At 41.9% G+C, this 24,562-nt stretch carries 25 protein-coding genes and 1 pseudogene; 16 read left to right on the top strand and 10 right to left on the bottom strand.

Features of this window, described 5'->3' with window-relative positions:
- Nucleotides 1-54: 54 nt before the first annotated feature.
- Nucleotides 55-618 carry a thermonuclease family protein gene (locus CAL7507_RS03495; RefSeq protein ID WP_015127045.1) on the top strand — a complete coding sequence of 188 codons (564 nt, stop codon included), beginning with the start codon at nucleotides 55-57 and terminating at the stop codon, nucleotides 616-618.
- Between the two features lie 433 nt (nucleotides 619-1,051).
- Here the strand turns inward: CAL7507_RS03495 and CAL7507_RS03490 are convergent, their stop codons facing one another.
- The 3 genes from CAL7507_RS03490 to CAL7507_RS03480 form a co-directional block, all read right to left on the bottom strand.
- A complete protein-coding gene (locus CAL7507_RS03490; protein WP_015127044.1) occupies nucleotides 1,052-1,693 on the bottom strand; it encodes a hypothetical protein in 642 nt (213 codons plus the stop codon).
- A 32-nt stretch (nucleotides 1,694-1,725) separates the two neighbouring features.
- Nucleotides 1,726-2,061, bottom strand: a complete 336-nt coding sequence (locus CAL7507_RS03485) for a XisI protein (RefSeq protein ID WP_015127043.1) — start codon at nucleotides 2,059-2,061, stop codon at nucleotides 1,726-1,728.
- Between the two features lie 72 nt (nucleotides 2,062-2,133).
- The gene (locus CAL7507_RS03480) at nucleotides 2,134-3,639 is read right to left on the bottom strand and encodes an ABC transporter permease subunit (RefSeq protein WP_015127042.1); all 1,506 of its coding nucleotides are present in this window, start codon (nucleotides 3,637-3,639) and stop codon (nucleotides 2,134-2,136) included.
- Between the two features lie 18 nt (nucleotides 3,640-3,657).
- Between CAL7507_RS03480 and CAL7507_RS03475 the strand changes: the two genes are divergently transcribed.
- Complete coding sequence (locus CAL7507_RS03475) at nucleotides 3,658-4,413, top strand: amino acid ABC transporter ATP-binding protein (RefSeq protein ID WP_015127041.1); 756 nt, start codon at nucleotides 3,658-3,660, stop codon at nucleotides 4,411-4,413.
- Nucleotides 4,414-4,536: 123 nt separating this feature from the next.
- Here the strand turns inward: CAL7507_RS03475 and CAL7507_RS03470 are convergent, their stop codons facing one another.
- Nucleotides 4,537-4,746, bottom strand: a complete 210-nt coding sequence (locus CAL7507_RS03470; protein ID WP_015127040.1) for a hypothetical protein — start codon at nucleotides 4,744-4,746, stop codon at nucleotides 4,537-4,539.
- A gap of 80 nt (nucleotides 4,747-4,826) precedes the next feature.
- The gene (gene lipB / locus CAL7507_RS03465) at nucleotides 4,827-5,501 is read right to left on the bottom strand and encodes a lipoyl(octanoyl) transferase LipB (RefSeq protein WP_015127039.1); all 675 of its coding nucleotides are present in this window, start codon (nucleotides 5,499-5,501) and stop codon (nucleotides 4,827-4,829) included.
- Nucleotides 5,502-6,007: 506 nt separating this feature from the next.
- Here lipB and hpf point away from each other — a divergent pair.
- Nucleotides 6,008-6,673: a ribosome hibernation-promoting factor, HPF/YfiA family gene (gene hpf / locus CAL7507_RS03460; RefSeq protein WP_015127038.1), complete on the top strand. Its 666-nt coding sequence runs from the start codon at nucleotides 6,008-6,010 to the stop codon at nucleotides 6,671-6,673.
- Between the two features lie 80 nt (nucleotides 6,674-6,753).
- Here hpf and CAL7507_RS03455 read toward each other — a convergent pair whose 3' ends face one another.
- Both CAL7507_RS03455 and CAL7507_RS03450 read right to left on the bottom strand, forming a co-directional pair.
- Entirely contained in the window at nucleotides 6,754-7,215 is a 462-nt protein-coding gene (locus CAL7507_RS03455; RefSeq protein WP_015127037.1) for a peroxiredoxin, read from the bottom strand.
- A 64-nt stretch (nucleotides 7,216-7,279) separates the two neighbouring features.
- Complete coding sequence (locus CAL7507_RS03450; RefSeq protein WP_015127036.1) at nucleotides 7,280-7,579, bottom strand: hypothetical protein; 300 nt, start codon at nucleotides 7,577-7,579, stop codon at nucleotides 7,280-7,282.
- An 87-nt stretch (nucleotides 7,580-7,666) separates the two neighbouring features.
- Between CAL7507_RS03450 and CAL7507_RS03445 the strand changes: the two genes are divergently transcribed.
- The 3 genes from CAL7507_RS03445 (at nucleotide 7,667) to CAL7507_RS03435 (ending at nucleotide 11,312) form a co-directional block, all read left to right on the top strand.
- Nucleotides 7,667-8,794 (top strand): acyltransferase family protein, encoded by a 1,128-nt coding sequence (locus tag CAL7507_RS03445; protein ID WP_015127035.1) that lies wholly within the window; start codon nucleotides 7,667-7,669, stop codon nucleotides 8,792-8,794.
- Between the two features lie 458 nt (nucleotides 8,795-9,252).
- Complete coding sequence (locus CAL7507_RS03440) at nucleotides 9,253-9,603, top strand: hypothetical protein (RefSeq protein ID WP_015127034.1); 351 nt, start codon at nucleotides 9,253-9,255, stop codon at nucleotides 9,601-9,603.
- A gap of 326 nt (nucleotides 9,604-9,929) precedes the next feature.
- The gene (locus tag CAL7507_RS03435) at nucleotides 9,930-11,312 is read left to right on the top strand and encodes a lipid-A-disaccharide synthase-related protein (protein WP_015127033.1); all 1,383 of its coding nucleotides are present in this window, start codon (nucleotides 9,930-9,932) and stop codon (nucleotides 11,310-11,312) included.
- Between the two features lie 17 nt (nucleotides 11,313-11,329).
- Here the strand turns inward: CAL7507_RS03435 and CAL7507_RS03430 are convergent.
- Nucleotides 11,330-11,827, bottom strand: a pseudogene (locus CAL7507_RS03430) (LuxR C-terminal-related transcriptional regulator); the annotation flags it as partial.
- 125 nt (nucleotides 11,828-11,952) lie between these two features.
- Between CAL7507_RS03430 and CAL7507_RS03425 the strand changes: the two are divergent.
- From CAL7507_RS03425 to CAL7507_RS03415, 3 genes are all read left to right on the top strand, one after another.
- On the top strand, nucleotides 11,953-12,366 hold the full coding sequence (locus CAL7507_RS03425) for a hypothetical protein (RefSeq protein ID WP_015127032.1): 414 nt from the start codon (nucleotides 11,953-11,955) through the stop codon (nucleotides 12,364-12,366).
- Between the two features lie 295 nt (nucleotides 12,367-12,661).
- Nucleotides 12,662-13,999 (top strand): hybrid sensor histidine kinase/response regulator, encoded by a 1,338-nt coding sequence (locus CAL7507_RS03420; protein ID WP_015127031.1) that lies wholly within the window; start codon nucleotides 12,662-12,664, stop codon nucleotides 13,997-13,999.
- A 26-nt stretch (nucleotides 14,000-14,025) separates the two neighbouring features.
- Nucleotides 14,026-15,153 (top strand): cell wall metabolism sensor histidine kinase WalK, encoded by a 1,128-nt coding sequence (locus CAL7507_RS03415; RefSeq protein ID WP_015127030.1) that lies wholly within the window; start codon nucleotides 14,026-14,028, stop codon nucleotides 15,151-15,153.
- Between the two features lie 31 nt (nucleotides 15,154-15,184).
- Here CAL7507_RS03415 and CAL7507_RS03410 read toward each other — a convergent pair whose 3' ends face one another.
- Nucleotides 15,185-15,640, bottom strand: coding sequence for a response regulator (locus CAL7507_RS03410; RefSeq protein ID WP_015127029.1), 456 nt, complete (start codon nucleotides 15,638-15,640; stop codon nucleotides 15,185-15,187).
- A gap of 984 nt (nucleotides 15,641-16,624) precedes the next feature.
- Between CAL7507_RS03410 and CAL7507_RS03405 the strand changes: the two genes are divergently transcribed.
- From CAL7507_RS03405 to CAL7507_RS03370, 7 genes are all read left to right on the top strand, one after another.
- Nucleotides 16,625-17,827, top strand: coding sequence for an AAA family ATPase (locus tag CAL7507_RS03405; RefSeq protein WP_015127028.1), 1,203 nt, complete (start codon nucleotides 16,625-16,627; stop codon nucleotides 17,825-17,827).
- 374 nt (nucleotides 17,828-18,201) lie between these two features.
- Nucleotides 18,202-19,179, top strand: coding sequence for a threo-3-hydroxy-L-aspartate ammonia-lyase (locus CAL7507_RS03395; RefSeq protein ID WP_015127026.1), 978 nt, complete (start codon nucleotides 18,202-18,204; stop codon nucleotides 19,177-19,179).
- A 380-nt stretch (nucleotides 19,180-19,559) separates the two neighbouring features.
- Nucleotides 19,560-20,081: a sigma-70 family RNA polymerase sigma factor gene (locus CAL7507_RS03390; RefSeq protein WP_236556861.1), complete on the top strand. Its 522-nt coding sequence runs from the start codon at nucleotides 19,560-19,562 to the stop codon at nucleotides 20,079-20,081.
- Nucleotides 20,078-20,422, top strand: coding sequence for a hypothetical protein (locus tag CAL7507_RS03385; RefSeq protein WP_015127024.1), 345 nt, complete (start codon nucleotides 20,078-20,080; stop codon nucleotides 20,420-20,422). Before CAL7507_RS03390 ends, CAL7507_RS03385 begins: the two co-directional genes overlap by 4 nt.
- Nucleotides 20,423-20,440: 18 nt before the next feature.
- Nucleotides 20,441-20,884 carry a Spy/CpxP family protein refolding chaperone gene (locus CAL7507_RS32615; protein ID WP_015127023.1) on the top strand — a complete coding sequence of 148 codons (444 nt, stop codon included), beginning with the start codon at nucleotides 20,441-20,443 and terminating at the stop codon, nucleotides 20,882-20,884.
- 27 nt (nucleotides 20,885-20,911) lie between these two features.
- The gene (locus tag CAL7507_RS03375) at nucleotides 20,912-22,411 is read left to right on the top strand and encodes a DUF1800 domain-containing protein (protein WP_015127022.1); all 1,500 of its coding nucleotides are present in this window, start codon (nucleotides 20,912-20,914) and stop codon (nucleotides 22,409-22,411) included.
- 39 nt (nucleotides 22,412-22,450) lie between these two features.
- Nucleotides 22,451-23,671, top strand: coding sequence for a DUF1501 domain-containing protein (locus CAL7507_RS03370; RefSeq protein WP_015127021.1), 1,221 nt, complete (start codon nucleotides 22,451-22,453; stop codon nucleotides 23,669-23,671).
- Between the two features lie 108 nt (nucleotides 23,672-23,779).
- On the opposite strand, the gene folE is transcribed toward CAL7507_RS03370, so the two are convergent.
- Complete coding sequence (folE, locus tag CAL7507_RS03365) at nucleotides 23,780-24,430, bottom strand: GTP cyclohydrolase I FolE (RefSeq protein WP_015127020.1); 651 nt, start codon at nucleotides 24,428-24,430, stop codon at nucleotides 23,780-23,782.
- Nucleotides 24,431-24,562: the final 132 nt, after the last annotated feature.

Below are 24,562 nucleotides of genomic sequence, written 5' to 3'. Positions count from 1 at the left end.
AATTTGTTTGATGAAAGCTAGTATCATCCATCAAGGGTAATTTGGCGGGTTGGGATGAAAAAGCTAAATAAACAAATGCTGATTTGGCTGGGTGCAGCCACCATGATTTTCGGTTTGATGGGCTGTAACCGTTTTTTTGGCGCTGCGGGAGACTTGGTTGAGCGAGTCAGTGATGGGGATACATTAGTAGTGAAAGACACCAACGGTAAAAATTTCACTGTGCGCTTTGCTTGTATGGATGCGCCAGAAATCCCCCATACCAATCAAGAGAAGCAAAGTAAACGCATCGGCGATCGCAATCAATTTAGTTGGGGTGCGAAAGCGCAAGCAAGATTGCAGCAGTTGGTGAGCAAAGGAGGCGATCGCGTGACTTTAAATATTACAGATAGCGATCGCTATGGGAGGAAAGTTGCCGAAGTCAGGTTAAAAGATGGCACTTTTGTGCAACAAGTCTTATTGCGGGAGGGTTTGGCAAAAGCCTATCGCCCTTATTTAAATAAGTGTCCTAGTAAAGACTTAGTTCTGCAAGCCGAAGCAGAAGCACAGCAGCAAAAGCGCGGTGTTTGGGGAGATACTAAGTTTACCAATCCTTGGGAGTACCGTAGTTTGAATAAATAAAAAAGTTCAAAGCCTTGTTCACTGAGCTAAAAGACTCAAGCGCATAACATCTGGTTAAAAAATTATTTCTAGACTCCGGCTGAGAACAAAGAATATCGTGGCTGGGGGTTCCACATTTAACTTTTGCAGCAAACGAACATTGAGAATTTGCAAGGGATAATCACCCAGAGTGGAAAGGTTATTGTTCAAGACTCAACATTCAATTTTGGATCATCACAACAGACTTCTGTCCAATTTTTACAATAGACTTCTTGCAAAAGTGGTCATTTTCGTGTTCTTCTTTGCGTCTTCTCTACGAGACGCTACGCGAATGCGCCTACCCTGTGGGATCGCTAAAAGCGATTGCGTGAGGCAAAAAAAGATTTATGCAAGGAGATACTGTATTTGCAGAGTTAGATTTATAAATTCACCAAACAGAAGCGCAAATATATTATCACAAAGATAATTGACAAATTGATTTTAAAGCTTGTAGCAACTGACTTGAACGCTCTTTTTCCATTAAATTTAATTCTGGCAGCAGGTAATAAATAGGCGGATTTCCTTGTTCTATATAGACAAACTGATAACTTCTACCATTAGTCGTTAATCCCCAAACTGATTTTTGATTATCTAAATTTTTATAAGCATATGTAAGTAGCTGGGGTAAACCTGTTGAGATATCAATTTGACAATTTTTAGATTCAATTAACAGTACCCAAAAATATGTTTGAGGTTTTGTATGTTTAGCTTTACTAATAGCTAAGATATCAAATCTGCCTTTAATTTTGATATCTTCATCTTCAACTTCAATATCAGCAATATTCTCTTCTAAAACAATCTCAATAGGATAGCGATAAAAACCCGCTAATCTTAGTAATGGCGCAACTGCCAGAAACTTCACCTGTCCTTCAGAAACTTTACCTGCTGTAAGGTAGCGTTGAAAGTCATTTCTAATTTGCTGAAGTTCTTGTTGTTCTACTTCGAGGAGAGGTTCTAGAGATAACAGGGGAGAGAATGAGTCACTATACTGTTCTTGAAAGCCAAACAGACGTTGAACTTCTTCTAGGGATAAATTACGAGCGTTGAGAATTATCATACATTTTCGCTTAATGAAGGTGCAACCAAATATTAACCTACAGCAAAATCTGTAAACTGTCTTTTATAAGGCGAGTGAAATCCTAACACAATATCTTGTTTAGGAATTCCTAAAGCGACTAATTCATCACCAATATTAGCTTCCGTCCCATTATGTTGAATCCAAACTTTCCCTTTCTTAAGATCTAAATGTAATACACAACCATATACACGCCGCTTGTTTTCCCAACCCACGTATACTAATTGGTAGTGGTCGTGTTCAGTGTCAAAGATAGTCTGTGCTTCCACTTGACTCTCGGATTTTTCATGCTGACTATATACTGTTAATAGCTGCTTGATATATTTTCTATATTTCTCTAAGTTATCCATCTGACAATCACCTCTTTTTCAATATCATAAAGCGGTTTCTACCGCCGATTTCACTTCCCTACGGAAAAATTATTATGTATCGTATTTCTTCTGTCGCTGCACTGGATTCATCCACGCTTCTAATTTGCTAAACGCCTGTGAAGAAAGCAGCGTCAAACATAAATAAATCACTGCTACACCTGCGTAAATTTCAAAGGCGCGATAGTTATCAGCGACTATTAGCTGTCCTTTACGTACCAATTCTTCAAATCCAATCACAGAAACTAAACTAGTGTCTTTTAACAAACTAATAAACTCATTTCCTAAAGGTGGAATCATCCGCCGAAAGGCTTGGGGAAAAATCACATAGCGCATGGTTTGCACAGAACTTAAACCCATTGACTGTGAAGCTTCTGCTTGTCCTGGTTCAATTGATTGAATCCCCGCACGCACAATTTCAGCAATGTAAGCAGCGCTATTTAAACTTAAGGCCAGTATCCCAGCTACGAGACGATCAAAGTTAAATGTGAAACCCAATTCTTGAGCAACTGCTGGTAATCCAAAGTAAATCATAAAAATCTGCACTAGCAGAGGTGTTCCCCGGAAAAAATCTATATAAGCCCTAGCAAGCCAACGCAAATATACAATATGAGAAAGGCGAATTATGCCAATCAAAGAACCCCCAACTAAACCCAGGACTACAGAAAATACTGTTAGTTGTAATGTTACCAATGCTCCCCATAATAAGGTGGGAAAGGATTGCAAAATGATGCCTATAGAAGTAAATATTCCCGATTTACCACTATTAGTCTGATTACCAATTGCTAATTTTTCTGGTAATTGTGGCGGTGTTGCTTTAAACCACTTTTGATAAATCTGGTTATAGGTGCTATCTTTTAACACCTTTGTCAAACCTTGGTTAATCAGTGCCAAATTCGCAGAATTTTGAGCGGTAACAATGCCATAATATTCTTCTGTCAGTAATTGCTCGACTACTTTAATACCCTGCAAATTGCCTGTATTAATGGCATACAAAGTCACTGGTGCATCATTAATGACTGCATCCACATTCCCATTGAGCAATTCTTGCAGCGCTAAGGGTGCTGCATCAAAGCTGCGAATTTTTACCCCTGGAATACTCTGGGCTTTTTTCGCGCCAGTTGTGCCAAGTTGTACGGCGATTTTTTTGTTCTTGAGACTGTCAAAGCCTGTAATATCTTGATTATCTACTCGAATGGCGATCGCCAATCCTGCTTTAAAATAAGGACGGGAAAAGGCAATGGTTTTAGCCCTCTCTTCTGTAATCGTGATGGAACTAATGGCCGCATCTACTGTTTTGGCTCGCAAAGCGGGGATAATGCCATCGAAGGGTAGACTCTGAAAGTTTACTTTAAAGTTGGCAGCAGAAGCGATCGCTCTCATCAAATCAATCGAAAAACCCTGTAACTCTCCGCCAGTTCCTTGAAATTCAAAAGGTGGAAACGCCGGTTCTGTCGCCACCCGCAGTGTCTTCCCCGCGCTAGGGTTCACAGCACAGCTAGCGAGTAATAAACTCAAGCTAACTACCAAACACCAACGAATAAAACTAAATTTAGTCATATTTATTTAAAACAGCCAATGAATAATTCTACCCCGGCGATCGCTTTTGAAAATATCGAAAAAAGCTTTGGTCCTCTCAAAGTTCTCAAAGGAATTAGTGGTGAAATCAACCGGGGAGAAGTCATTGCGGTGATTGGTTCTTCTGGCTGTGGTAAAAGTACCTTACTACGTTGCTTTAATCGATTGGAAAGCATTAACGGTGGACGATTAGTAGTCAATGGAATCGACTTGTCCAGAACCCTGAATAACTATCATCAACTACGGCAGCTAAGAACACAAGTAGGGATGGTCTTTCAGCAATTTAACTTGTTTCCCCATCTCAGTGTACTGGAGAATTTGACGCTCGCACCGCGTAAAGTTTTGGGAAAAACGCCGAAGGAAAGTGCCCAACTAGCGGGATTATATCTCGAAAAAGTCGGTCTTTTTGATAAGGCCTCTGCTTATCCTGAGCAACTTTCTGGTGGACAAAAACAGCGTGTAGCGATCGCCCGCAGTTTATGTATGAATCCTCAGATTATGCTGTTTGATGAACCTACCAGCGCCCTAGATCCAGAACTCGTAGGTGAAGTTTTGCAAGTGATGCAGCAATTAGCTGCAGAGGGGATGACGATGGTAGTTGTCACCCACGAAATGCAATTTGCCAGAGAAGTCGCCCATCGTGTGATCTTTATGGATCAAGGCTTGATAGCCGAACAAGGTTCAGCACACGAAGTGTTGACAAATCCAACAAGCGATCGCTTACGTTCTTTTCTCAGTCGTCTTAATAGGGAATAGACAATTGGGAACTCTTGACAAAAGTTATGGTTCTAGATTTTTAATGAGATAAATAGTCCCTTAATATAGTCTTTTAAAAATCTCTTAATTTATTTTCCCATGCCCCATTCCCTATTCCCCAATTTAAAGATATTCACGCAAGAAATCAAAGGGATCATCTTCCCAACAGGGTTCAGGTGGTAGCAAACGCAAGCTACCATGAACATCAGCATCAATTTCATCTACATCTTCTCTGTCAAACAGTTCTAACAAGGCTTTCCAGTCACGGGTTCTTAAAGCAGTTGATGGTGCAGCGTGTACCTCTATATTCATAATTCTAGTTTTGACAAACATAGTTTAAGTGAATATTTTAGCCAGATTTTGATATCTACTTATTCAGTAATTACACTATGAATCTCCTCAAACCGGAAGAATTATACACGCAGTGAATTAATAAATTCGACGCCAAACACTCCAGCAAAGGATTGTGCTACATGAGAACGTACTTCTTCACAAGTGATACCTGGAATCCATTCGGCTAAACTGCCTACAGGCTTATCAGTAATCCCGCACGGTACAATTTGTTGAAAGCCTGACATTTCGGGACAGACGTTTAGTGCAAAGCCATGCATGGTAATCCAACGGCTGACTTTAATCCCAATAGCCGCTACTTTCCGTCCTTCTACCCACACGCCAGTAAAAGCTGCAATCCTTTCCCCCTGTAACCCGTAAACAGCTAAGACGCGAATTAAAACTTCTTCTAGTTGGCGCAAATACCAATGCAGATCCTGGCGATAACGTTGCAGATTTAAAATTGGATACCCTACTAGTTGACCAGGACAATGGTATGTGACTTCACCGCCTCGTTCAACTCTGTGTACCTCGTAAGGAATTTCATCCGGGTTGAATTTGAGAAATTCTGGACTAGCGCCTTGTCCCAAAGTGTAGACGGGAGGATGCTCTAGCAAGATTAACACGTCATCCAGGCTGGGATTACGAATGCGATCGCCCAAAAGCGATCGTTGCCATTCCCACGCCTCTAAGTAAGGTATTAATCCTTGGTTATATAACAAACAATTATATTTTTGCGACTCAGAACTACGGATCATTGCTAAAAATCAATTAGAATAACAAAATATATTGCAAGTAAGCAACCTAAAGTCAGCAAATGTCAAGCTTTGCAAAGGATTTTAAAGGAACGTCAAGGGAATCTGCTTTGGAAAATACAAAGTGCTAGGTTGAATATATAAATAACCTCAACGGTGTTAGGAGGAATTCTCTGCAATAAGCATCACGCCAAAACAAGAAAAAGGAAAATACTGGCTGATGACGCCTAATATAATGTTTGCATCCCACAAGACTCGGTGAGGAATCTACGAAGACTACCTTACTCACGTTTTCTGTATAGTTATCCAATTGCCTGACAAGCAGTTAGAGAGTGGTGCAGAGATAGAGAACTTAATAAAAAAGATGGGTGTTAACAAAACATGATTTTAAGTACACCAGCAGTAAAGAGAAACACTTCGCATATTGTTTTGGTGGCAGTGATAGACCTTACCGCAACTTCGTTTCACTCCAAACAACTTCACATCATATATTTAGCGGGGGATTTTACATGAAGCTTGTCATCCACGGCAAAAATATTGAAATCACCGATGCAATTCGGGAATATGTGCATCAAAAAATAGAAAAGGCAGTTAACCACTTTCAGAACATCACCAATGAAGTAGATGTTCACCTTAGCGTAGCCCGCAATCCCCGAATTAATACTAGACAAGCGGCTGAAGTCACTATTTATGCAAATGGTAGCGTCATTCGTGCTGAGGAAAGCAGCGAAAACTTATACGCAAGTATTGACTTGGTTGCAGATAAAATTGCTCGTCAACTGCGTAAATATAAGGAAAGGCGACAAGATAAAATCACTCAGTCTCCACCCACAACAGATGTATTAGTCCCAGAACCAGTAGCAGCCGATTTAATAGGCGATCGCACTCCCGAACTACCCAACGAGGTCGTCCGCACCAAATACTTTTCCATGCCACCTATGACTCTGGCAGAAGCCTTAGAACAGCTGCAACTAGTCGGACATGACTTTTATATGTTCCACAACGCAGAAACCGGAGAAATCAACGTCATTTATGAACGCAACCACGGCGGTTATGGTGTAATTCAACCCCGCCAAAACAATGGCCACACCAACGGCCATAGCAACGGCAAAAACGGTAAAGCAGTCCAAGCTAATATCATCATGCCAGAAAAGTCACACTCCAATAAAACCTAATTAAAACGCAGAGGAACAGAGAGTAATTACTCTTGCGTTCCTCTGCGATTACCTCCGCGCCCCTCTGCGTTAAAAAAATATTACTTACTTACCAAACCTTGTAACTTTGTCAACGCTTCCTCAACGTGACCTTTAAAATTGAACATTGAGTCAAACACATACTGTACAACCCCCTGTTTGTCAATCACATAAGTAACTCGCCCTGGGAACAAACCAAAAGCCGCAGTCGCTCCATAAAGCTTGCGTATGCGATCGCCTTGATCACTCAAGAGAGTAAAAGGTAAATTGTACTTGGTAGCAAATTGCTGATGTGACGCGCTAGAATCACCACTCACGCCAATCACTTCAGCACCAGCAGATTTAAACACTTCATATTGATCGCGAAAAGCACACGATTCCGCCGTGCATCCTGGCGTGTCATCCTTCGGATAAAAATAGAGGACAACAGCTTTTTGCCCGCGAAACTGTGAGAGACTCACAGTCGAGCCATCTTGAGCAGGTAGAGAGAAATCGGGAGCAGTATCTCCAACTTTAATTGCCATAGTTGCTAAAAAATTCCCAATTCAAGGTTTAAAATTATGCAAAAACATCATCTAGTCTAACAACTTAATCCAACACTTCAGCTCGTGCATTAACAACTGCATTCCTAGCCCTGATTTCATCAAGATATTCCTGCGCGCTATCTTCTCCAAAATATTTTTTGAGAGTCAGATAATGGTTAATAGGTGCGTAATATTTGATAATTACAGCCTCATATGTATTATCTTGGGGGATACAAACTTGCCAAGTGACTAAATGGTAGGTATCAGCTTCTTCTTTACTACCTTTCATCACATAGGCAAAATAGTCGCCTGTTTGGTTTTTTGTATCCCGCTCAAGGTCTTCAATGTAAGATTCTAGAGACATTCATGCTGTGCCGCTCCCACTTAAGTGTAAATTAGGGGCACTTGCCATTGGTCTAGAAAACGTGATTAAAAATAAAAAATATCGCCTATGCGCCTGACTTCTCTTGATGTTTTTCGCGGCATCACAATCGCTGCTATGATTCTCGTCAATATGGTGGGAGTCGCGGATGATAAATATCCGCTTTTAGACCATGCTGAATGGAACGGCTGTACACCCACGGACTTAGTATTTCCCTTCTTTCTATTCATTGTCGGTGTAGCAATGACTTTCTCTTTGTCAAAGTATACCGAAGGTAATAAACCTAATTCTTCTGTTTATTGGCGGATTTTACGCCGCGCCGCAATTCTGTTGGCGTTGGGTTTATTACTCAACGGTTTTTGGAATAAAGGTGTGTGGACTTTTGACTTAAGTAGCATTCGCTTGATGGGAGTGTTGCAGCGGATTAGCTTGAGCTATTTAGTCGCCTCTGTTACAGTTCTCAACCTACCACGTAAAGGACAATGGATACTGGCTGCAGTGTTACTCATTGGTTACTGGTTGACGATGATGTATCTACCAGTTCCCGGTCATGGTGCGGGAGTTCTGACACGGGAAGGCAATTTAGGGGCTTATATTGACCGCTTGATTATACCCAAAGCGCATCTATATAAGGGGGATAAATTTAACTTTATGGGAGATCCAGAGGGACTGTTTAGCACTATTCCCGCTATAGTTAGCGTCCTGGCTGGATACTTTGCAGGATTGTGGATACGATCGCAACCAGTGAGATCGCGCACAAGTATAGGATTAGCATTATTTGGCATTGGTTGCTTAATTATTGGTTGGGCTTGGGGGTGGACATTTCCCATTAACAAAAAGTTGTGGACGAGTTCTTATGTTGTTTTTAGCAGTGGTTGGGCTTTGTTGCTGCTAGCTGCTTGCTACGAACTGATCGAAGTGCGGCTGATCCGACGTTGGAGTAAGCCTTTTGAAATTATGGGACTAAATGCGATCGCTCTTTTTGTTGCTTCTGTCTTGCTAATTAAAGTTTTAGCTAAAACCAATATCGGCACTGGAGAAACTGCACCCAGTACTTACAATTGGATTTATCAAAATGTTTTCGCATCTTGGGCGGGTACGTTCAATGGTTCGCTCTTATTTGGCATCGTCACCGTTCTGTTCTGGTTATTAGTCGGCGTCTTCATGTATCGACAACGCTGGTTTATTAAAGTTTAAAACCTCTTCATTTCACCGTAGGGGCGTAGTGAAATCGGCGGTTAGAAACCGCAACTACATAAACAAAACCCACACTTCGACAAGCTCAGTGACCGCCTCCGTGGGTTAAAAACCTTAATTTATTGTGAGTCCGCGGAGGCGGACTTTGTCTGTGTAGCCGTGAATTCCATTCGCCCTGGCTCTAGTTGATACTGGCAATCATTAACCATAGTTAAAAAAAATATTAAAAATAATTTATTCTCCTGATATAATGCCTGAAACTATCTAATAATACATCACACAATTGAATCAAAATTAGCACTCATAGGTCGCAAGTGCTAATTTTCAACAGAGCTTAAACACCTATCGCGATGTGCGATCGCCCTACTTTTTTCAAATCGAATCCCAGGAGTTTTTCCCAGGTAACTTTTCTATAAAACCAACCTGATATACAACCGATTAACAATTGGAGGACTGGTATGAAATACACATTTGACATTGTAGGAATATCCCCAGTTTTGAACTTTTTTAATCACCAACAGCAAAGTATAAATCAACCACAACATCAAGGAGTGGAATACTTGAGTACTCATACTTGCACACTAGATGCATTCATCAAATCTGTGGAAATAGTCCCAGCAAAATGGGGTTGGAATTTGGATCAAGTAGTAGATACTGTAGTTCAGTTTTGGTTGGATAACTCAGAAAGTATTAGTTATTGGAAATTACGCTTAAATGATGCCGGTCAGGATAATTTACTAGTGGCAAGAATCGCAGATATCAAAGCTTTAAAAGCCGAATTTGAATCTCTGATGGATAAAAATTGGTAAAAAGATAAATATAATTGGCTACACCTGTTTCTAGCTCTCATTGCAGAGATTGCGACTGCGATCAAATCGACTTGAAGAGTAGTAAAGCTATAATTAAACGACAAGTGTTGATAAGTCAATGACTGTATAGCCTTTCCTAGGCTACTGAAGTACAAATTTATCTGCGTTTATCTGCGTTTATCTGCGTTTAATTATTTTATACCGTACCTTACTGGAGTGAGAAACGCTATATCCGTAGAGGTAATTAGATTGTTGCAGTCCATATTCCGCACTGCAAAATGTAGTATTTTAAGGTGCATGGTTTGCACACTATACTAAAAGGTTATATGAATGATGTATCCCAGTTATCCCTAGCATCTAACCCTCAATCCACCTCTTCCCGTTTGCAGTTGCTCGTTTTAAGCAATGGACATGGAGAGGATATCATTGCTGTGCGGATTTTGCAGGAACTCCAGCAACAAGCAAACCCACCAGATATCTGTGCTTTACCATTGGTAGGTGAAGGACGTGCTTATCAACAGTTGAATATTCCCCTCATCGGTGCGGTACGCGCTATGCCTTCTGGTGGTTTTATTTATATGGATGGGGGACGCCAGCTTGTTAGAGATGTCCGTGGCGGTTTATTACAACTTACCCTGAGTCAGATTCAAGCTGTACGTCGTTGGGTCAAATATCAACAACAATTAGGTAATCAAAGCGCTATCTTAGCCGTGGGAGATATCATACCGCTGTTGTTTGCAACTTTCAGTGGTGCTAATTATGCTTTTGTTGGTACGGCGAAATCAGAGTATTATGTGCGAGATGAAGTCGGTTTAATACCACGTAAAACTAAAGGTGCTAGTTGGGAAAACTTTTCTGGTTCTATTTACCATCCTTGGGAACGATGGTTGATGAGTCGCCGCCGTTGTCAGGCGGTGTTCCCTAGGGATACATTAACGACAAATTTTTTAAAAAAATGGCCAATTCCGGCTTTTGATTTGGGTAATCCGATGATGGATGGTTTGGAGGCGACGTTTCCCACCCAACGCTTTTATAGTGCGGATATTCAACAGCAAGAAATAACTCGGCCTCTGATTGTGACGCTGCTTCCTGGTTCTCGTCCACCAGAGGCCTATAGGAATTGGGAATTAATTTTGGTGGCGGTGTCTGCATTGATAGCTAGTTTTCGGGAGCGCGATTCTGTCTTTCACACTTCTGGTACATTGGTGTTTTTAGGGGCGATCGCTCCCGGTTTGGATAGCAATATTTTATGTCAAACTTTGAAAATCCAAGGCTGGCGACCTGATTCAGAGTCTCCTATTGCACTTGATGATGCGAATGCTTTGATATTTAAACAAAAAAACGCCTATTTAATAGTGACGCAACAAGCCTATAACAACTGCTTGCATTTGGCAGATTTAGCGATCGCTATGGCAGGGACAGCAACAGAGCAATTTGTGGGTTTAGGAAAACCGGCGATCGCCATTCCAGGTCATGGCCCCCAATATAATCCCAGCTTCGCTGAAGCTCAAAGCCGTCTTTTAGGCCCATCCCTAATTTTAGTAGACCAGCCAGGAAAAGTTGCCAAAGTCGTGCAATCACTATTCAAAAATCCTGACAGCTTACAACTAATTGCTCACAATGGTTTACAGCGCATGGGTAAACCAGGAGCCGCAAGACGAATTGCTGATTGTTTGCAGGAAAAATTAGGTATGGGGAATAGGGAATAGGGAATCCCCATCCCCATTTAACCCACTAACCCAGAACGTAAGGCGCGAACAGCAGCTTGAGTCCGGTCATCAGCACAGAGTTTATTTAAGATATTCCGCACATGTGTCTTAACTGTGCCAACTGTAATATATAGTTTCTCAGCAATTTGCCCATTGCTACACCCACCAACAATCAACTCCAAAATTTCGAGTTCCCGTTGAGTTAGAGGATAAGTCTCTAAAACTTGTTCATACTCCGTCGCTAGCGCCTCGATTTTCACAGTTTTTGGCTTATCACCTGACTGCACCTCACCGGGGAAACCTTGGCGCATCTTGCGTAGCACCACATTAGCGATCGCTGGATCAATCCAGGAGTTACCTGCATGAGTTGCTTGGATCGCTTCTGTTAACTTATTAATACTCGTCTCTTTCATATAATATGAGTCTGCCCCAGCCGCAAAAGCAGCTAGTACTGCATCCTCAGTGTGATCCATAGTCAGGATCAGAATTTTCGTCCCTAATTGCCCAGTTTCTGCAAATTGGTGGGTTACCCTGCGGGAAGCGAGCTACAGTCGAAATGTTAAATCCCAGGACGAAACCGTGATCAATGTTCACTGATTTAATTGCATCTTTTATAAGGCTTGGGAAAAAGCTTTGAAAAATGGACAATATAGAACAAACCGAAGCTGACATAGAAGAAAGTAAAATAGGATTTGGTGCCACTCAAAGGCAGGTATTTGAATTTATCTGGCGGTTGTTATTGATGGGGGAGTCAGCATTCAGAATTCATGATAGTTCCATATTCTGGCTCCTGATTTTTAGCAAAGCCGATGTTTTGGCTGCTGGTGACAGCGTTTCTACCGTTGATTTTGTCACTCAGCCCTTCATGGCATTCCATAATAACATCAGTCGGGCGATCGCTGAGAAAATTTTTGCCAAAGTAGGAGGTACGATCAGTTTGGCATCCACCCTAGGTACTGAAAGCACTTTTCGCTTGATCTGGACCAAGCACCCCGATGAGCAAACTTGCTCAAGTTCACGGCGCACAATGTTCGTGTGCAACTCTCACCAATGACTGAGGACGGCTGCTTATCCACTCATTTACAATTGTGTTGAAGCTTGATAAGTATTTTATTTTACCGTAGTTTAAGTCTGTCTACTTCGGTGAATAATAAATTGTTGTCAGCTTCTGAGTTGCTAATGATTTGATCAGGGTTAATCTTTGGGCATGGGCAATTAGTCTTTAACTGCCCGCTTACTGTTTCTACCCCAATCAATTGCCTGTGTTCTAAATACCCCTTTATTATTTGGATAGTTGAACAGAGCAATGTTACACATCAACCTGTATTTGACAGCGAAAATAAAAGCCGATGGAAGAAACGCTGAAAATTTTGGTTGTAGACGACGATGAAGTCGATCGCATGACTGTCCGTCGAGCCTTGACTAAGGCAGGTGTACAGATGGAATTGTCGGAGGTAGGAAATGGCAATGATGCTATCTCCGCTCTTGCGAATACCAACTATGACTGCGTTTTCCTCGACTATCGTTTACCAGATCAGGATGGTTTGACTCTGATTCACAAGCTACGCTCTTCAGAAATTAAAATTCCTTTAGTAGTCCTCACTGGTCAAGGAGATGAACAAATCGCTGTAGAGTTGATGAAAGCTGGTGCTACAGACTACCTCTCTAAATCTAGAGTCTCCTCAGAAACACTAGCCCAGGTTTTGCGACATGCACTGCGGGTACACCATGCAGAAATGCAAGTAGCTTTAGCAAATCAGCAACTCCGAGAAAGTCATGAACTTCTCATGCGGAAAAATCAAGAACTAGAAAGACAAAGACAACAGATTCATCTGCAAAACTTGAAGCTATTGGAGGCGTCTCGGTTAAAATCACAGTTTTTAGCCACTATGTCTCACGAGTTGCGAACACCGATGAACGCGATTATTGGGTTCTCCCAGATTTTGTTGCGTCCCAAATTTGGTCAACTTACCAATCAGCAAACAGATATGGTTGAGCGTATCCTGAACAATGGTAAGAACCTGCTGATGTTGTTAAACGAAGTTCTCGATTTTTCCCGGTTAGAAACAGGACGATTAGAATTAAAGCCAGAATTATTTGATCTATCAAAAGTCATCAATAGCACTGTCGCCGAAATGCGTTCTTTACTAGAGGCAAAAAAGCTATCTTTGGTAGTGCAAACAGACTTAGAAAATCCTTTAGTCTTTAATGATTCAGTTCGTGTACGACAAATTTTAGTTAACCTCCTCTCCAACGCTATTAAATTTACAGACTCTGGGGGGATTTGGGTGGAAGTCAGCGAACTTCCTGGTAATCGAGTAGCGATCGCAGTTCGGGATACAGGTATTGGTATAGCTGCTAAAGATTTTAAATATATTTTTGAAGCCTTCCGACAAGTCGATCAGAGCATCACCCGCAAATATCCCGGCACAGGACTGGGTTTAGCAATTATCGATTCGCTAGTGCGAATGATGGGCGGCAAAATAATTCTCGAAAGTCAATTGGGGGTTGGTTCTATGTTTAAAATTGAGTTGCCACGTCAGGTAAAATTACCAACTACAGGCGGCGATAATCCAGCTTTATACTTGGATAACGATGAGATTTTCTGCTCTACTCAGAACCCTCATCAGCCTCATCCTCAATCTACTAATAAAGCACCCGTCGGTTATCCCAACTTCAAACTATAAATTAATCTCCCAAAAGTTGATAAATCATGTCTGTTGTCGCAAATTCTAAGATTGATCGTATTCTCGCCGTTGATGATACTAAAGACAATCTCATTTTAGTGCAAACAATTTTAGAGAGTGAGGGTTATGAGGTTGACTTAGCAGAAAATGGCATAGCAGCTTTAGAATATGTCGCCCAATCTCCACCCGACCTGATTCTCCTAGATGTGATGATGCCAGGTATGGATGGCTACGAAGTCACACGCCGCATCCGCAATAATCCTGAGATTAAAAGCTATATTCCCATTTTGCTGATCACTGCTTTTCATGAAGCTAGTGTGGCTGAAGGTTTAGACGCTGAGGCTGACGATTTTATTCGCAAACCATTTGACACTGACGAATTATCCGCCAGAGTGCGATCGCTTTTGCGCCTGAAACATAGTCTTGACGAACAACAAAAAATGACCCGTCAGCGAGAAGACTTTGTTTCACGTCTCACCCACGATTTGCGGACTCCCCTAGTAGCCGCAGACAGGATGCTCACTTTATTTCTGGAAGAAACTTTCTGCAAGATTTCACCAGAAATGAAGCAAGCCATCAGTGTCATGATTCGCAGTAACCAAAACTTGACCCAGATGGTCAATACCCTCCTTGAAGTCTCTCGCTTTGAAGCAGGTAAAAAAACATTAAACTGGGAAAGTTGCAATCTACGAGAAATAGCTCAAGAAGTAGTCAGCGAACTATCTCCCCTTGCTAGTGAGAAAAATTTAACACTCAAACTAGATGTCCATCAATTAGACAAACAAGGAGAAACAGCTGGTTTCTTAATGGGTGACCCCTTAGAATTTCGCCGAGTTTTGAACAACCTACTCGGTAATGCCATTAAATTTACAGATACAGGAGGTGTAGAAATTCGCATTTTTGAACAATCAGCTAATCCTACAGATCAAAATTGGCTCACAATTGAAGTTGCAGATACAGGATATGGCATTGCTCCAGAAGATCAGACAACTATTTTTGAGCGATTCCGCCAAGGTAGAAATAAACGTTCCGGTAGTGGCTTAGGATTACATCTATCAAGCAGAATTGTAGAAGCACATGGTGGCAAAATTGAAGTCACTTCCGAACTAGGTCGAGGTAGCATCTTTACAGTCCGACTACCCAAGGAAACATAAATGGGAAGGTTGACGGATGACCACTGACAAACTACTCTTGACATAACTCAAAAGCTGTGTGAGCCTTGAGTTTCCCACAGAGCAAACGGCGAATTACAGCTTCTAAATCCTCAATCATATAGGGTTTGCTGATGTAGTCATTAAAACCTGCCTTCAGAATCCGGTCTCGATCTTCCCTAGTAGCTAAAGCAGTAACTGCCAATACAGGAATATCCCTAGTCAGTGGTTCTTGCTTCAGATGACGCACCACTTGGATTCCATTCAGACCTGGCAACAAAATATCTAACATAATTAAGTCCGGCTGATACTCCTTCGCCACTAGCACCGTCGTTGTACTATTTGTTTGACAAATGAATCTGCAGCCAAGTGACTCAAGAGCATAACTAATCAGCAATAGACTATCATCATGATCCTCAACAGCCAAAATTAAAGGCTGTTGAGAGTCCTGCTTCTTCTCATCACTCATGAATGAATGTGCCAAATACATCTCTTCTCCAGAAGATTTAATTGGGATTCACCGTCTTGCTTGAAAAGCAGACGCGGCATTCAGGGGGCAAACAGCAATAACGCACTTATTTAAGATTGGCTCGTTTCGCTTTTGTTGAGTTGATCATCTTGGCCTACACAAAACAAGCTTCGATGGTAGAAAACCTTAATCAGATAGCCTTAGCAGACACCCCTCGATTATAAGCAAAATTACAGAATTTTTTCCCACAGACTTTATATTAACTTTAATATCTAAAAATTTAAGACAGTAAAAACCCTACTATTACAGATATATCCAGAAGTTAAAGATACAAGCTACGCCCTATCGCTCAATAAACAGTGTTATATTCATCACTGTTAATGCTGTATAACAAAATATCAGCTAAACCTCGAATACTCTTTCTATTCTCAGTTATAGCAATTCGAGATACTCAGTGATTGCATAAATATTGCTTATTTTTTATCACAGGGTATACGCAAAAATTTTCGAGATACTTGACTTTTCTGTAGTATATCTGTAGTATATTAAATGTAACTAACATAATCATTAAATTTCATTTTTGACATAGATAGAAGATAGGCACTGCTAAAGAAGGCACATTTCTTGTATAACCGGTGTTTTAGCTATTCTTGGAGGGGAGATTACCCACCCCACAAGAGCTATACTTTATGCATCATTTTAGTCGTGTCAGTCCACTACGCAATTTAAGATTGATCTTATACATAATTTCCAACTCACTAAAACAGCTACTTTCCGGTAGTAGACAATTCTACTCTGGCGAATTGCGGATAAGTGGATTATATTACGAGAAAACTTTTTAACATCTCGGCTGCGCTCAATGTTCAAGCGGAGCCGAAGCTTTCAAATCTCCTAAGTAGCGTATTACCTAAAATCGTAGAGTTTGTTAACGCAGAGTCTTTCTCAAGACAATTCGCTACGATTATCAGGACAGAATAAAACAACCATCGCCACAGCAATAAAAATATGAATTTTGATGATTTTAGAAATAACGAAGGCAATTCTGCAAATAACAACCGTCAAAATTTACTTTCCAGTGGCTGGCGACCATTTCACCGTGACTTTGATTGGAGATTTTTTGGTCAAATTCTGTTTCATGACACGCAGGAATTAACCCAAAAAGGTATTAATCTCGCAAGTTATTATGCTGATGCTTTAGGAAGAAGAGATTATAGTTGGTGGGCAAACTTGTTGAATGTCGCTTCAGATTATACTCGTGGCGAATTAGAGAAATTTTGGAACTATATTACCCCAGATCCACTGACACCAGATAACCGTTACAAAGACGTTCTGAGTACAGAAACACCGATTACACAATTTGTTAGCCGTCAGAGTATTCCCATTGAATATGTACTAAACCGACTGCAAGAAATTACTGTATTACGAGTTTTAAAATTATTAGAACGCCCTGATATTATTACACAGTATTACTCTGAAAGAGACTTTTATTTTCCCGTAGAAAAGTTTGTCAATTGGGAACGATTAGAAGTTATTAATACTGTTTATGCTTACTGGGTTAAATATGATGTTTGGTTACAAATTGACCCTTACGATCGCGGGCGACGACAATATACTTTAATGGCGAAAAATCTCGCGCCTCTCATTAATAAAGGGACTTATGATTTAGCAGTCATGTTAAGTGGATATCAAAGTCGTGTAGGCAAAGTGCATAGTCAATTCCCAATCCGCACATTTCCTACAGATATTCAAAACTTTACTGACACAGTACAGCAGGCAATTCTCAATCAAAATCAATTAGCTGTGGTGGTACATGGAGAACCGGGTACAGGTAAAACAGCATGGACTCAGGCTGTAGCCAAAGAGATTCTCATGCCCTTGGGGTATGTAATTTTTATTTTGGATCATGATGCCATCACTAACTTTGTGCCACCCACCTATTTAGAGCGGATTTGCATCATTATCAATGAGGCTGATAACTTAGCTCAAAATCGTGCTTATGAAGTAGCGCAATACAACAACAGAACAGAGCATATTTTGAGTTTGCTAGATGGAACTTTATACCAAAGTGTAATTGACGAATCTGGGATTCAGATTAAACAGCGTTTAGTTATCTTGATGACTTGCAATACGACGGAACGATTAGATCCAGCAATGCTACGTAAAGGAAGGGTAGATTTGATGACTGAGTTTACCCAGAAGTATGTTTAGGGAGTAAAGAATTTTGCCATTGGTCAAGAATTATTTTTCCCTCATCTCTCTTTTCTCCTTTCCTATAGGACTTATATTTGATTTCTGAAATACACGTAGGGGAGCCACCCTCGTGCGCGGTGAGCGCAGCCACACGTGCATCTGAAGCACCGGGTGGACTGCCGAATCCGGAGGAGTTTCCCGCGTTGAGAGGAATTGCCCACCGTATCATGGTTTTGGTGGGCATTGCCCACCCTACAAATACTACAAATACTGAGATTTTTTCAATAATCAAATCGGATTCCTATATAAGAATGCGATCGCCTATCATATCAGCCAGGAATTAGTAGCGATTTATCCGCAATAAGCCGCAAGAATTTTCGAGACTTCCATCAATGCAACAAGATAACGCTATCACTGTAAATGATGTACAAGCAGCCAAAAAGCGCCTTTCTGGGATTGCTCATCGGACACCTGTACTAACTTCCACAACTGTCAATCAACGCACCGATAGCCAGGTGTTTTTTAAATGCGAAAATTTCCAACGCACAGGATCGTTTAAGTTCCGAGGTGCATACAATGCACTCACGCAACTATCTAGTTTAGAAAAACAACGGGGTGTTCTGGCTTTTTCTTCGGGAAATCATGGACAAGCGATCGCCCTATCGGGAAAACTATTAAATATTCCCACTGCGATTGTTATGCCTAATGATGCACCATTTGTCAAGCAAACTGCGACTCGTGGATATGGTGCTGAGGTAATTTTGTATGATCGACACACCACAAATCGGGAAGAATTAGCTCAAAGTTTAGCAGGCGATCGCCATCTCACGCTAATTCCGCCTTATGATCATCCCCATGTAGTGGCGGGACAGGGTACGGCGGCATTAGAACTGATTGCAGCGGTGGGGCAATTGGATTTAATATTGGTTTGTTGTGGGGGTGGTGGATTAATTTCCGGTAGTGCGATCGCCACTAAAGCACTTTTACCTAACTGTAGAGTGATTGGAGTCGAACCAGAACTAGCAGACGATGCTACCCGTTCCTTTCACAGCAAAACTTTGCAAACTGTCACCAATCCCAACACCATCGCCGACGGCGCACGCACTCCCAGCTTAGGTAAAATTACTTTTCCCCTAGTATTAAATTATGTCGATGACATGGTGACAGTATCAGAAGCCGCAATTCTTCGCACCATGTTTTTGTTATGGGAACGCCTGAAAATCGTCGTTGAACCCACAGGGGTATTAGCAGCCGCCGCTTTATTAGAAGGTGTAATCACAGCACCAGGAGCGAGGATTGGTGTAATTATTAGTGGTGGAAATGTGGATTTGGCGGAAGTGGGTAAATTGTTTGCTGAAGATGACCGTTAGCCCCTACGGTTCACCGACAATCTCATCTGGAAATCTCCTAAGGGACTTCCAGAAAATAAATTATCCAAATTTACTCAGATAATATTTTTCTTTCTCCCCCTGCCCCCTGCTCCCTGCCCCCCTGCCTACATAGCGATAGGATATTTTTTTAGTTGGAAGTCCCTAAATTCTGACTCCTAATTACCCTAATTCAGTCAAGCACATCAGCATCTGAAAATTTTTCCTTGGGACTACTTTGAACCTTTATCTCACCCATCCGGTCTAATAACTACAAGCAACAAGACAGATGGAGGAAAACGCTTCAGGTGTTAGTTGTACCCATAAGAGTCTCAAAGGACGGTCAATTCCCAAACAAATCCACGAGCGAATGTGATGGTTATTTGGTACAGCAGTGCTTGCAAGGTGATACCCACAGCTACGGACAGCTTTACCGTCGCCATCAACAACGTGTGAGATCCATCCTCTATCAACTGTGTGAACCATCCAGCTTAGATGATTTAGTGCAGGAGGTATTTTTGCGAGCTTGGAAAGGATTACCCAAGTTTCGCCAAACGGCCAAATTCTCTACCTGGCTCTACCGCATTGCTTGGAACTTGGCGACTGATCAACGACAGGCGTCTGTGCAAAGGCGAAATCAATTACAAAGCCTGACTGAAAAGTCTTCTACCCAACAGCAAGCGCTAGATCTGATGGATTTGCATTATCAAGACTTAGTGCAGCGGGGACTAGCAAACTTAAGCTTTGACCATCGGACGATACTGGTTTTGCATGACTTAGAAGAAGTACCTCAAAAAGAGGTTGCAGAAATCTTAGATATTCCTTTAGGAACCGTCAAGTCACGCCTATTCCACGCTCGTGCTGGTATGCGTCAATTTCTCCAGCAACAAGGAGTGCAGCTATGAATCAATTTCCCAACGATGACAAAGACCTAGTTAATTTTCTTCGTCAACATCGCCCTCAAGTTCCCCCAGCCGCTGCTAATTTGGAACAGCAAATTTTACAACAGGTGCAAGCTTCATCAGTACAATCCCGCCGTCAGCGATCGCCATTTTGGTTAGTTCCGCCGATGATTGCTGCGGGATTATTGGCTACTGTGGTGATACACCGTAGTTTAGTGCCTGCTCAACCCAGTGCCGCTGAATTGGCTTCTTTGGAGACTTTCATCGAAAATAATTGGCAAGGTACACTCAGTGAACATACAGAGAGCTATGTGTGGCATTTTACAAATTTCAGTAATGACTAGTTTTAGGAGGTCAGTTTGATGTTTCTACGTCGTGTGGCGATCGCTGCAACTATAGTTATTGTCTTCGGTTGTGCTAACATCTTTGCCCAGCCTGCACTGTCACCTCTCCAGGTTTTAGCCCAAACTCCCCCAACAAATTCACCTCAAAAGCCCCAGCGTCAAACAGGGTGGCTCAAGGATTTGAATCTGACACGTGAGCAAACGGAAAAGATTAAAAATATTCGTAATCAATCTAAAAACCAAATAGTACAAAAGAGAGAGCCTGTACGTCGAGTTCAGCTAGAATTACGCGACCTATTGGCGGGGAAAGCCCCTAAGGAAAAGGTCAGCGAGAAATATAATCAACTCAAGTTACTCAAACAACAACTCGCCGATGTCCAGTTTGAAAATACCTTGGCTATTCGGGAAATCTTAACTCCAGAGCAGCGACAGAAGTTTGCCGAGCGGATGTACAAACAATAAATTTTCTCTAATCGTCGCCAAAAGCTTATGATTGTGCAACCTAAATTCTGGGTATTATCGCTGTTGATATTAGTGGGAGGAATTGACCCTAGTAGTGCAGCTCCCGCATCTGTTGACCCAAAAGTAATACATGTCATTAATCGCCTGAGTTTTGGGCCTCGCCCCGGAGATATGCAACGGGTGAAGTCTATGGGTGTAGACCGCTACATCAAAGAGCAACTTTCGCCAGATACCATCTCGGAGCCGCAAAGTCTGACTAGCCAAATTTCACAGCTAGAAACTCTCCGGCTAAATACGGTAGAAATCTCACAATATATTAGACCTCAGCCAAAACCAAGCCGAGAAGAAAAAAAAGCTGCCCAAAAGAAAATTGATCAGATTTTTCAAGAGGCTGTCCAAGCAAGGTTATTCAGAAGCGCTGCTAGTCCTCGACAACTCCAAGAGGTGATGGTGGACTTTTGGTATAACCACTTCAACGTTTATTCAGAGAAAGGACGCGATCGCTATTTGGTAGGAGCCTATGAACAAGAAGCGATTAGACCCTATGCCCTAGGTCGCTTTCGTGACTTATTGGGAGCAACCGCCCACCATCCAGCCATGCTGGTTTATTTAGATAACTGGCAAAATCAAGTTAACAATCGACCCAACGCCAAGGGAAAATTACAAACTGTCAATGAAAACTACGCCCGTGAGTTGATGGAATTACACACTCTGGGTGTCAAAGGAGGCTACAGCCAGCAAGATGTCATTGCGTTAGCACGGATTTTCACTGGTTGGGGATTAAGTCGTCTCAATCAGCAGACAAATGGTAGTTCCTTATTTTACTTCGACCCAAAACGTCATGATTTGAGCGACAAAGTTTTCCTAGGACATACCATCAAAGGTAGTGGTGAAGCAGAAGGAGAAGCAGCCCTAGATATTTTGGCACGCAGTCCGGCTACAGCGCGTCATATTAGCTACAAATTAGCCCAGTACTTCATCAGCGATCGCCCACCGGATGCTTTGGTCAAACGTCTCACCCAGAAGTTTATCGCCACTGATGGCAATATTCGTACTGTCCTTGATACTTTATTTCACAGTCCTGAGTTTTGGGACGCGAAAAATTTTAATACCAAATTTAAAACACCACTACAATACGCAATTTCGGCAGTACGGGCTACAGGTGTTGAGGTGAAAAATACCAGACCAATATCCCAAATTCTCACAAATTTGGAAATGCCCCTCTACGGTTGTCGCACTCCAGATGGTTATAAAAACACAGAAGATACATGGTTAAATCCTGAAGCCATAAACCGCCGCCTCAACTTTGCCACAGCGATCGCTTCTGGACGTGTACCCCTAGCGGAAATCCCCAATAACCAAAATAAAAATAACCAAATCAGTCCAACTCAGCCTGTGGATGCTTTACAGCTAGCGAATACACTAGGTAATTTCTTTTCAGCTAAAACCCAAAGTGCGATCGCCTCCAGCCCCCCCAATCTCCATGCAGCATTAATCTTGGGTAGTCCAGAATTTATGCGGCGTTAGGAAATCAGTTATCAGTTAACAGTCATCAGTCCCTAAATTATGAACAGACGCAACTTTCTCATTCAAGCTGGCATGTTTTCAGCTTCGGCGATCGCCACTCTCAGCAGCAATGCTTGGGTTGCTAGATCCGCCACCCAAAAAAGTAATCAGCAGCGTTTGATTGTCATCTTCCTGCGCGGCGCAGTGGACGGCTTAAATATAGTAGTTCCCTACTCAGAGACAGCTTACTATCAAGCACGACGGAGAATTGCCATTCCCCAACCAGGCAAAGACGGGGGAGTCTTAGATTTAGATGGACGTTTTGGATTACATCCAGCCTTATCCTCCCTCATCCCCCTATGGCAGCAAGGCAACCTAGCATTTATCCATGCTTGTGGTTCTCCTGATCAGACTCGCTCCCACTTCGATGCTCAATATTACATGGAAAGCGGTATCCCTGGTAAACAAAATACTGCCGATGGTTGGATGAATCGTTTACTAGGTGTGATGTCTAACAATACACCCATTCAAGCAGTGAGTTTAGGTGTAACGACACCGCATATTTTATCTGGTCGGATGCCAGTAGCTAATGTAGCATTAGGTAGAGATGCCAAAAGTTCTCTAGATCGTCCACAAGTTGGAGCCGCATTTGATCGACTCTACAGCGGTAAAGATGAACTAAGTCAAACTTATCGTGAAGGACGAATATCACGTCAGGTTTTAATGAGTGACCTGGATAGCGAAATGAAAATGGCCAATAATGGTGCGCCTTTACCCAACACCTTTGCTGGTAATGCCCAAAAACTTGCAAAACTCATGGTCAAAGACCCTAGAATTGAGCTAGGATTTATGGCTTTGGGTGGTTGGGATACCCATATCAATCAGGGTGGAAGCCAGGGAAGTTTAGCTAATAATTTAAGGAAGTTGGGTGATGGTTTAACTGCTTTGGTGACAGGTTTAGGGTCTGTTTATGCCAACACAGTAATTGTGGTCATGTCCGAATTTGGTCGCACAGTCAACGAAAATAATAACGGTGGTACCGATCACGGACACGGAAATGTCATGTGGGTATTGGGTGGTAAAGTTCGCGGTGGTAAAGTTTACGGAAAATGGCCTGGTTTATCGACAGCGCAACTTTACCAAGGGAGAGACTTAGCAATCACCACCGATTTTCGGGATGTGATTTCTGCGGTGTTAGAACGCCATCTGAATCTCAACACAGCCAAAATCAATCGAGTTTTGCCAAGTTACACCCCAACTCAACAATTAACATTGATTTAATATCCAAACTGTGTTTTTGAGATTTGGCGATCGCCACACCATAAGTTTTCCATAAAAAATACCCATAATTCCCGTTGGGGCGGGGTTTCCCCGCCCCATAGTTTCTGTCTAACGAAAATTAGATTTGTGTCGGATTAAATTCATAAACTCTTCGCGGGTTCGTGCATCCTCTGCAAATATACCGCGCATAGCACTGGTGACAGTCCAAGAACCTGGTTTTTGTACACCTCGCATCACCATACACATGTGAGTTGCTTCCACCACTACTGCTACCCCTTGGGGTTTGAGTAACCCTTGCAGCGCATCAGCAATTTGCAGAGTCAGACGTTCTTGCACTTGCAAGCGTCGTGCATACATTTCACAAACCCTAGCAATTTTAGATAAACCAATCACCTTCCCATTGGGAATATATGCAACATGAGCACGACCAATAATTGGTAAGATATGATGCTCACAGGAACTGAAAATATCAATGTCCCGAATCAATACCATTTCGTTGGCATCTTCTGTAAAAACTGCTCCATTTAGCAGTTCATCTAGGGATTCGTTATATCCCTTAGTCAGAAACTTTAAAGCTTTGACAACTCGCTTAGGTGTATCTTTTAGCCCTTCACGGTCAGGATTTTCTCCCAATCCAAGCAGCAACGTACGTACAGCCTGCACCATTTCTGCTTCCGTTACCGTTGGTGACTGCTGAGTAGATAAAGATGAAACTACTTGAGCAACAGAATTCATATCGGGACTAATCGATAAAGTCATAGTCTGTGTTTGATTGTTGGAGATTATTGAAGTTGCCAATATTCAAGAGCCAGTAGTCAGTCTTTAGACTAATGACTCAAGATGATTAACTAAATGAGAATTGCTTAACACTTCTTAATCATACCAAACATT

This window comes from Calothrix sp. PCC 7507, assembly GCF_000316575.1.
Taxonomy (GTDB): domain Bacteria; phylum Cyanobacteriota; class Cyanobacteriia; order Cyanobacteriales; family Nostocaceae; genus Fortiea.
Note: the sequence above shows the minus strand (reverse complement) of the source record. Positions and strands in the feature narration are given on the sequence as shown.

Excerpts from the sequence above, each read along its gene's own strand:
- CAL7507_RS03495 (WP_015127045.1), top strand. The coding sequence starts at position 55 with ATGAAAAAGCTAAATAAACAAATGCTGATTTGGCTGGGTGCAGCCACC.
- CAL7507_RS03490 (WP_015127044.1), bottom strand. The coding sequence starts at position 1,693 with ATGATAATTCTCAACGCTCGTAATTTATCCCTAGAAGAAGTTCAACGT.
- CAL7507_RS03485 (WP_015127043.1), bottom strand. The coding sequence starts at position 2,061 with ATGGATAACTTAGAGAAATATAGAAAATATATCAAGCAGCTATTAACA.
- CAL7507_RS03480 (WP_015127042.1), bottom strand. The coding sequence starts at position 3,639 with ATGACTAAATTTAGTTTTATTCGTTGGTGTTTGGTAGTTAGCTTGAGT.
- CAL7507_RS03475 (WP_015127041.1), top strand. The coding sequence starts at position 3,658 with ATGAATAATTCTACCCCGGCGATCGCTTTTGAAAATATCGAAAAAAGC.
- CAL7507_RS03470 (WP_015127040.1), bottom strand. The coding sequence starts at position 4,746 with ATGTTTGTCAAAACTAGAATTATGAATATAGAGGTACACGCTGCACCA.
- lipB (WP_015127039.1), bottom strand. The coding sequence starts at position 5,501 with ATGATCCGTAGTTCTGAGTCGCAAAAATATAATTGTTTGTTATATAAC.
- hpf (WP_015127038.1), top strand. The coding sequence starts at position 6,008 with ATGAAGCTTGTCATCCACGGCAAAAATATTGAAATCACCGATGCAATT.
- CAL7507_RS03455 (WP_015127037.1), bottom strand. The coding sequence starts at position 7,215 with ATGGCAATTAAAGTTGGAGATACTGCTCCCGATTTCTCTCTACCTGCT.
- CAL7507_RS03450 (WP_015127036.1), bottom strand. The coding sequence starts at position 7,579 with ATGTCTCTAGAATCTTACATTGAAGACCTTGAGCGGGATACAAAAAAC.
- CAL7507_RS03445 (WP_015127035.1), top strand. The coding sequence starts at position 7,667 with ATGCGCCTGACTTCTCTTGATGTTTTTCGCGGCATCACAATCGCTGCT.
- CAL7507_RS03440 (WP_015127034.1), top strand. The coding sequence starts at position 9,253 with ATGAAATACACATTTGACATTGTAGGAATATCCCCAGTTTTGAACTTT.
- CAL7507_RS03435 (WP_015127033.1), top strand. The coding sequence starts at position 9,930 with ATGAATGATGTATCCCAGTTATCCCTAGCATCTAACCCTCAATCCACC.
- CAL7507_RS03425 (WP_015127032.1), top strand. The coding sequence starts at position 11,953 with ATGGACAATATAGAACAAACCGAAGCTGACATAGAAGAAAGTAAAATA.
- CAL7507_RS03420 (WP_015127031.1), top strand. The coding sequence starts at position 12,662 with ATGGAAGAAACGCTGAAAATTTTGGTTGTAGACGACGATGAAGTCGAT.
- CAL7507_RS03415 (WP_015127030.1), top strand. The coding sequence starts at position 14,026 with ATGTCTGTTGTCGCAAATTCTAAGATTGATCGTATTCTCGCCGTTGAT.
- CAL7507_RS03410 (WP_015127029.1), bottom strand. The coding sequence starts at position 15,640 with ATGTATTTGGCACATTCATTCATGAGTGATGAGAAGAAGCAGGACTCT.
- CAL7507_RS03405 (WP_015127028.1), top strand. The coding sequence starts at position 16,625 with ATGAATTTTGATGATTTTAGAAATAACGAAGGCAATTCTGCAAATAAC.
- CAL7507_RS03395 (WP_015127026.1), top strand. The coding sequence starts at position 18,202 with ATGCAACAAGATAACGCTATCACTGTAAATGATGTACAAGCAGCCAAA.
- CAL7507_RS03385 (WP_015127024.1), top strand. The coding sequence starts at position 20,078 with ATGAATCAATTTCCCAACGATGACAAAGACCTAGTTAATTTTCTTCGT.
- CAL7507_RS32615 (WP_015127023.1), top strand. The coding sequence starts at position 20,441 with ATGTTTCTACGTCGTGTGGCGATCGCTGCAACTATAGTTATTGTCTTC.
- CAL7507_RS03375 (WP_015127022.1), top strand. The coding sequence starts at position 20,912 with ATGATTGTGCAACCTAAATTCTGGGTATTATCGCTGTTGATATTAGTG.
- CAL7507_RS03370 (WP_015127021.1), top strand. The coding sequence starts at position 22,451 with ATGAACAGACGCAACTTTCTCATTCAAGCTGGCATGTTTTCAGCTTCG.
- folE (WP_015127020.1), bottom strand. The coding sequence starts at position 24,430 with ATGACTTTATCGATTAGTCCCGATATGAATTCTGTTGCTCAAGTAGTT.